Source organism: Mycobacterium sp. TH-M25, assembly GCF_057473665.1.
On the sequence record NZ_JBYCLA010000289.1, the window covers coordinates 1 to 7,450 of the forward strand.

The window sequence follows — 7,450 nt, forward strand, 5'->3', positions numbered from 1 at the left end:
GTAGTGCTCGGCCAGTTCGTCGAGCGCCTCGGCGTAATAGTCCAACGCGATCATGTCGGCGACACTCGGCTGGGGCACAAACAGATTCACACCGATCGGCCCAGTGCTCGCTGCGCGCGCATTGGCGATGTCGTCGGCCAGGCGCTCGGCGCTGATATAGCCACCGGCGAGAAATCCGAGGCCGCCAGCGTTGGACACCGCGGCGGCCAGCGCGGGAGTCCCGGGGCCACCAGCCATGGGCGCGCCCACGATCGGCATGTCCAGATCCCAGAAGCCCAGCACCATCGCCTTACCTCGTCATTGTCCGAAGCTGTTGCGGTAGGGACTTCTTGGACCGATGCGGTCCGAGAACGGCGGCACCGTAGGGTTTATTGAGGAGTTGACGCGCGATCGCGTTGACCTCGTCCAGGGTGACCTCATCGAGCTCCTGCAGCGTCCGGTCGATGCTTCGGTGCTCAGCGTAGTTGAGTTCGCCACGACCGATGCGGTTCATCCGTGAACTGGAGTCTTCCAGACCGAGCACCAGCCCGCCACGCAGCGAGCCCTTCGCAATCCGGCATTCCTTCTCGGTGATGCCGTCCCGACCGACCTCGGCGAGCACGTCGGCGGTCACCCGGATCACTTCGGCGAAGCGTTCGGGCAGGCACGCCGCGTACACCGACATGGCGCCGGCGTCGGAGAAGGTGTCCAGCGACGAGTACACCGAGTAGGCCAGCCCGCGGGACTCTCGAACCTGTTGAAACAGGCGGGAACTCAAGCCGCCACCGATTGCGGTGTTCAGCACCGACAGCGCCCAGCGGCGCTTCCAGTACCGACCCGGGGTTCGCACGCCCAGGAAAACGTGGGTCTGCTCGGCGTCCCGGTTGACCACCGTCAGCCCGGGGCGACCGCCGACCCGGCCCGCGCCCTTCCGCGGCGCGATCGCGTGACGGTCTCGCACCAACCGCGGCCCGAAGCGCTCACGCACCATGGCTACCACGTCGCCGTGGTCGACGTTTCCGGCCACCGCGACGACCATCCGCTCGGGCGTGTAGCGCCGCTGATGGAACGAATGCAGCTGCGCGCGCGTCATCGACGACACCGACTGCGCGCTGCCGATCACCGGGCGGCCCACTGGGTGATCACCGAACAGCGCCGCCAGGAACTGGTCGGCCAGTGCGTCTTCGGGGTCGTCGTCGCGCATCGCGATCTCTTCGAGGACGACGTCGCGTTCGACCTCGACATCGCTCGCCGCGCAGAGCCCATTCAGCACGACGTCGCTGACCAGGTCGACGGCCAGCGCGAGGTCGCTGTCGAGCACATGCGCGTAATAGCAGGTGTGCTCTTTGCCGGTGAACGCGTTCAGTTCGCCACCGACCGCATCCATCGCCTGCGCGATGTCGACAGCGGTGCGCGTCGGAGTCGCCTTGAACAGCAGGTGTTCCAGGAAGTGCGCGGCACCGGCGACCGTGCTGCCTTCGTCGCGCGACCCGACTCCGACCCAGACCCCGACCGACGCAGAGCGCACCCCGGGCAGGTATTCGGTGACGATCCGCAAGCCGCCGGGCAATGTGGTGCGCCGGAACGCCGCGGACGGCTCAAGATTGTGCCGGCCGCGACGTAACGGCTGCGTCCCCGAGCTAACCGCCGGGGAACTAACTGCCGGCCGTCGCGGCATCGGCTTCGGTCTGCGACACGGCAGCCTCCGGGCTGGGAGCAGCGTCGCCGTCACCGGACGCGCCGGCGGTGGCCTCGTCGCCGACAAGCACCAGGGAGATCTTGCCCCGCTTGTCGATGTCGGCGATCTCGACGCGAAGCTTGTCGCCGACATTCACGACGTCTTCGACCTTGGCGACGCGCTTGCCCTGACCGAGCTTGGAGATGTGCACCAAGCCGTCGCGACCCGGCAGCAGCGACACGAACGCACCGAAATCGGTGGTCTTGACCACGGTGCCGAGGAATCGCTCACCGGTCTTGGGCAGCTGCGGGTTGGCGATCGCGTTGATCTTGTCGATCGCGGCCTGCGCCGCCTCCCCACTGCTGGCACCGACGAACACGGTGCCGTCGTCTTCGATCGAAATCTGCGCGCCGGTCTCTTCGGTGATCGAGTTGATCATCTTGCCCTTGGGCCCGATCACCTCGCCGATCTTGTCCACCGGCACCTTGATCGTGGTGATCCGCGGCGCGTACGGGCTCATCTCGTCCGGCTCGTCAATCGCCTCAGCCATCACTTCCAGGATGGTCAGTCGCGCGTCCTTGGCCTGGGCGAGCGCACCCGCGAGCACCTGCGACGGGATGCCGTCGAGCTTGGTGTCCAACTGCAGCGCGGTGACGAAGTCCTTGGTGCCGGCGCACTTGAAGTCCATGTCACCGAACGCGTCTTCGGCACCGAGGATGTCGGTGAGCGTGACGAACCTGCGCTCGGTCTTGCCGTCCACTTCAACGTCGTCGGACACCAGGCCCATCGCGATACCGGCGACCGGAGCCTTGAGCGGCACGCCGGCGTTCAGCAGCGACAGCGTCGAGGCACACACCGAGCCCATCGAGGTGGAACCGTTGGAGCTCAAGGCTTCCGAAACCTGTCGGATCGCGTAGGGGAACTCTTCGATACTGGGCAGTACCGGCATCAGGGCCCGCTCCGCCAGCGCGCCGTGGCCGATCTCGCGCCGCTTGGGCGAGCCGACCCGGCCGGTCTCGCCGGTGGAGAACGGCGGGAAGTTGTAGTGGTGCATGTAGCGCTTGGACGTTTCCGGCCCCAGCGAGTCGATCTGCTGGGCCATCTTGACCATGTCGAGGGTGGTGACGCCCATGATCTGGGTTTCGCCACGCTCGAACAGCGCGCTGCCGTGCGCCCGTGGGATCACCGCGACCTCGGCCGACAGCGCGCGGATGTCGGTAATGCCGCGGCCATCGATGCGGAAGTGATCGGACAGGATGCGCTGGCGCACAAGCTTTTTGGTCAGCGACCGGAATGCCGCCCCGATTTCCTTCTCGCGACCCTCGTAGGTTGCGGCGAGGCGATCGAGCACCTCGACCTTGATCTCGTCGGTGCGGCTGTCGCGCTCTTCCTTGCCCGCGATGGTGAGCGCCTTGGCGAGCTCGTCGGTGGCCACCGACGACACGGAGTAGAAGACGTAGTAATGGTATTACGGGAACAACCGGTACACGGCGGTCTACATGACGGCGGCGACGTGCAACACCTGCAGGGCCGTGCACAGCGCGGCGATGAACGGCTTGGCGGCTTCCTGACGTTCCGCCACGACGCTCTCGGTGGGCGCGCCTGCGCCGCCCGCGACGAGGTCGATGACGTTGTCGGTCGCTTCGGCCTCGACCATCATGATCGCAATGTCATTTTTGTCGGCACCGCCGACTATGCGGCCCGCGACGACCATGTCGAACACCGCGTTCTCGAGTTGCTCGACGGTCGGGAACGCGACCCACTGGCCCTCGATCAGTGCGACACGCACACCGCCGACCGGGCCGGCGAACGGCAGACCCGAGATCTGGGTGGACGCCGACGCGGCGTTGATCGCCAGCACGTCGTAGAGGTCCTTGGGGTCCAGGCTCAGGATGGTGATGACGACCTGGATCTCGTTGCGCAGCCCTGAGACGAAGGTCGGCCGCAGCGGGCGGTCGATCAGCCGACAGGTCAGGATCGCGTCGGTGGAGGGGCGGCCCTCGCGGCGGAAGAACGAACCGGGGATGCGTCCGGCGGCGTACATCCGCTCTTCGACGTCGATCGTCAGCGGGAAGAAATCGAAGTGGTCCTTCGGGTTCTTGCTGGCCGTGGTGGCCGAGATCAGCATGGTGTCGTCGTCGAGGTAGGCGACGACGGAGCCGGCGGCCTGCTTGGCCAGCCGGCCGGTCTCGAAACGGATGGTGCGGGTGCCGAAGCTCCCGTTGTCAATGGTGGCGGTTGCTTCAAACACGCCTTCGTCGATTTCAGCTACAGACATATGCGTCCGTGCAGCCTCTCTGGATTTTTTCAGCTATTTCGCGCAGGCACGCACAACCCACAGGGTTCCAGAACGACCCGGATGACGCGGGGTCTGAATGCGGCGACGGCCGTCGATCGAAGCGGCCGACCACCCCGAATCCGGGGAGCTCGGCAGCCACTACCGAAGACCGCGCGATACAGACCTGTCTTCCTTCGAAGTCCTGTCCTGCCTCGCTGGAACGGTGCGCGCGGATCGCGCACACCGCACCTGGTTCGGACCGATAGGCCCAAAACGTTTATGACTCTACACGCCGACCTGGCGCTTCTTTAAGCCCGGCGACGGCGCGGGCCCCGGCTCAGCGGCGCAGGCCGAGCCGCTCGATCAGCGAGCGGTAACGCGCCACGTCGACCTGGGCGACGTACTTGAGCAGCCGACGGCGGCGACCGACCAGCAGCAGTAGTCCGCGCCGCGAATGGTGGTCGTGCTTGTGTTGCTTGAGGTGTTCGGTCAGGTCGGCGATCCGCTTGGTCAGCATCGCGACCTGCGCCTCGGGCGAACCGGTGTCGGTTGCGTGCAGGCCGTAGGAGTCCAGGATCTCTTTTTTCTGCTCGGCGGTAAGCGCCACGAAACATCTCCATCAATAGGTCCGCGAACATTCATCTCCGGTAGCGGCCACCGCGAACTGCAGCACGCCCCGTATCGCCGGGAAGTCTAGCAGCGGACGAGGCCGGCGCCTGAAATCGGCTGGTCAGCCAATAGAGAGCAGCGTGCGGGCCCGCTCGGTGTCGTCGTGCATCGCCTCGACCAGGTCGCTCACCGAGCCGAACTTCTCCTGGCCGCGGATCCGCGCGACGAAGTCCAGCGCCACATGCTGCCCGTAGAGGTCGGCGGCCGTGTCGAGGACAAACGCCTCGACCGTGCGGGTGCGTCCGGAAAAGGTCGGGTTGGTGCCCACGGACACCGCAGCCTGGTAGCGCTCACCCGGCACCACGCTGCCGGCGGCCGGGCCGTGGCCCAGAACAGTGAACCAGGCCGCGTACACACCGTCGGCCGGGATGGCCGAATGCATCGGCGGGGCGACGTTCGCGGTGGGGAAACCCATCTCGGTCCCCCGTCCATCACCCCGCACGACCACGCCTTCCACCCGGTGCGGACGGCCCAGCGCTTCGGCGGCCGCGACCACGTCGCCCGCGTCGACGCAGGACCGGATGTAAGTCGAGGAGAAGGTCACCGTTTCGGCGTCGTGATGCTCCGACACCAGCGACATCGCCTCGACCGCAAACCCAAGCCGTGCGCCGGCGCGGCGCAGCGTGTCCACAGACCCCGCCGCTTTCTTACCGAAGGTGAAGTTCTCCCCCACCACGACTTCGACGACGTGCAGGTCCTCGACCAGCAGCTCATGCACGTAACGCTCGGGCGTGAGCTTCATGAAAGCCGTGGTGAACGGCATGACCAGGAATACGTCGATGCCGAATTCCTCCGCCAACTCGGCGCGACGGGTCAGTGTCGTCAGTTGAGCCGGGTGGCTGCCGGGATGGACCACTTCCATCGGGTGCGGGTCGAACGTCATCAACACCGTCGGCACGCCGCGCGCGCGAGCCGATTTGACCGCGTGTTCGATCAGTTCGGCGTGTCCGCGGTGCAGCCCGTCGAAGACCCCGATGGTGAGCACACATCGGCCCCAATCCGTCGGGATCTCGTCCTGGCCGCGCCACCTCTGCACACTGCCAGCCTACGGTGCCAGGTAGCGCGCGGTCGTGCGAGAGCCGCAGATCAGGTGAGGATTGCTTAAACTTCCGTTGTGCGCCCTGCTGACGAGTCAAACGAGCTCACCGCGGTTGCCCAGGACTATCTCAAAGTCATCTGGAACGCCCAGGAATGGTCGCATGCCAAGGTCAGCACCAAGATGCTGGCCGAAAAGCTCGGGGTGTCGGCCAGTACCGCGTCGGAATCCATCCGCAAGCTCGCCGAGCAGGGCCTGGTCGACCACGAGAAATACGGTGCCGTCACGCTGACCGAATCGGGACGCGGAGCGGCGCTGGCGATGGTCCGGCGCCATCGGTTACTGGAGGCATTCCTGGTCACCGAACTCGGCTACGGCTGGGACGAGGTGCACGACGAGGCCGAAGTGCTCGAGCACGCGGTGTCGGATCGGCTGATTGCGCGTATCGACGCCAAGCTCGGCCACCCACAGCGCGACCCGCCCGGCGACCCGATTCCGGGCTCAGCGGGCCCGGTGCCCACCCCGCCGGCCCGTCAGCTGTGGGCATGCTCCGACGGCGACGCCGGAACCGTGGCCCGAATTTCGGACAAAGATCCCGAGATGCTGCGCTACTTCGACAGCATCGGCATCAGCCTCGACTCGCGGCTGCGGGTACTCACCCGCCGCGAGTTCGCTGGAATGATCTCCGTCGCGGTGGAGTCAGCGCACGGCGGATCCACCACCGTTGACCTGGGAAGCCCTGTTGCGCAAGCGATTTGGATGGTTGTCCGCTAGCCTTTGCGACGGCGATGCTTACTGGGCGGCTGCCCTGGCGCGCCCAGCGCACTCAGCATCGGCATCTCGCGTTGTGTCGGTCCTGACCAGCGGCCCGATTCGCACGTAGAAGCCTGCGGAGCCGATGAATTCCACGTCGTGTTTCCGGGCTTGTCTTGGAGCCCTTGGCGATCGGTCGCGCCAGTCTTGACGGCGGTGTCACCCCCGTCGGGCGCGGTGGTGGGGCCGGTTGCGAGGTGGGTGAAGTTGGGGTTGGTGGCCAGGTTGGGGCCGATCAATCCGGCGCACGCGGACCGATGCGCGCCACACCGCGAGGCGGCCGAACACTGCTGCACCCGCGATACGGCGGAGGCGGCAGGGTAACTGGCGGCCAGGGAGCAGAGAGCCTCGACAGACGCCCCGGCGCATCACTTCTTGTCGCGCGGCAGGCGGCAGCCGGTATAGCCGGAGACGACCAGGTTGCCCCTGTAGCCGATTTTGATGAATAGCCCGGTGGGGCCGTAGAAACCCACATCGTGGTTTCCGGGTTGGTTTTTCATGACCTGAATTTCGGTGGCGTCGATCTTGGCAGCCGCATCCTTAGCGGCCGCTTGGATTTTCGCCCAGTCTTGCTCAGAGACCGGCACCCGGACAGCAACTTCGTCGGGCAGGAAGTACCCGTGCCCGTCGGTTTGCTCGTAGGGCCGCCCGCAAGTATCGCCCGAGCCTTCGTGGGGTGTCTCCCAGGTGATGGATGGGATGAGCTGGCTGGCGGTTGCCTTGATTTCGTTCATCGCAGCTTGCACCTGGGCTTGAGTGTCCTCGAACGAAGGCAGGGATTTGAGGACTTCTAGTGCCTTGGTTGCGTCACTGGGCGGGGTGGGTTCGTAGGGTTGTTTCACGTGGCATCCTGCTGTGGTCAGTGCGACGGCGATCACGGCGGCCAACAGAACTTCGCGGCGCCGCCGGTGTGAGGTGTTTTCCATGGGGTCGTTGGTCACTATTGGCGTACCGCCTGGTCGTCGAGTCCGGCGAGGGTGGCGGCGATGTTGTAGTT

Annotated in this window: 6 protein-coding genes and 1 pseudogene; 1 reads left to right on the top strand and 6 read right to left on the bottom strand. The window is 66.0% G+C overall.

Going from position 1 to position 7,450, the window contains the following annotated elements:
* The 5 genes and pseudogenes from AC2VOU_RS09715 to AC2VOU_RS09735 form a co-directional block, all read right to left on the bottom strand.
* Nucleotides 1-285, bottom strand: a 285-nt coding sequence (locus AC2VOU_RS09715; RefSeq protein ID WP_486957182.1) for a nitronate monooxygenase, incomplete at its 3' end; no start/stop codon positions are given.
* Nucleotides 286-289: 4 nt separating this feature from the next.
* A complete protein-coding gene (locus AC2VOU_RS09720) occupies nucleotides 290-1,657 on the bottom strand; it encodes a M16 family metallopeptidase (protein WP_486957183.1) in 1,368 nt (455 codons plus the stop codon).
* Nucleotides 1,635-3,935, bottom strand: a pseudogene (locus tag AC2VOU_RS09725) (polyribonucleotide nucleotidyltransferase). The gene AC2VOU_RS09720 and the pseudogene AC2VOU_RS09725 overlap by 23 nt, the downstream one beginning before the upstream one ends.
* Before the next feature lie 337 nt (nucleotides 3,936-4,272).
* Entirely contained in the window at nucleotides 4,273-4,542 is a 270-nt protein-coding gene (gene rpsO, locus AC2VOU_RS09730) for a 30S ribosomal protein S15 (protein WP_486939521.1), read from the bottom strand.
* Nucleotides 4,543-4,665: 123 nt separating this feature from the next.
* Nucleotides 4,666-5,640 carry a bifunctional riboflavin kinase/FAD synthetase gene (locus AC2VOU_RS09735; protein ID WP_486957184.1) on the bottom strand — a complete coding sequence of 325 codons (975 nt, stop codon included), beginning with the start codon at nucleotides 5,638-5,640 and terminating at the stop codon, nucleotides 4,666-4,668.
* Nucleotides 5,641-5,718: 78 nt separating this feature from the next.
* Between AC2VOU_RS09735 and mntR the strand changes: the two genes are divergently transcribed.
* Complete coding sequence (mntR, locus tag AC2VOU_RS09740; protein ID WP_486957185.1) at nucleotides 5,719-6,414, top strand: manganese-binding transcriptional regulator MntR; 696 nt, start codon at nucleotides 5,719-5,721, stop codon at nucleotides 6,412-6,414.
* 407 nt (nucleotides 6,415-6,821) lie between these two features.
* On the opposite strand, the gene AC2VOU_RS09745 is transcribed toward mntR, so the two are convergent.
* The gene (locus AC2VOU_RS09745) at nucleotides 6,822-7,394 is read right to left on the bottom strand and encodes an LppA family lipoprotein (RefSeq protein ID WP_486957186.1); all 573 of its coding nucleotides are present in this window, start codon (nucleotides 7,392-7,394) and stop codon (nucleotides 6,822-6,824) included.
* Nucleotides 7,395-7,450: the final 56 nt, after the last annotated feature.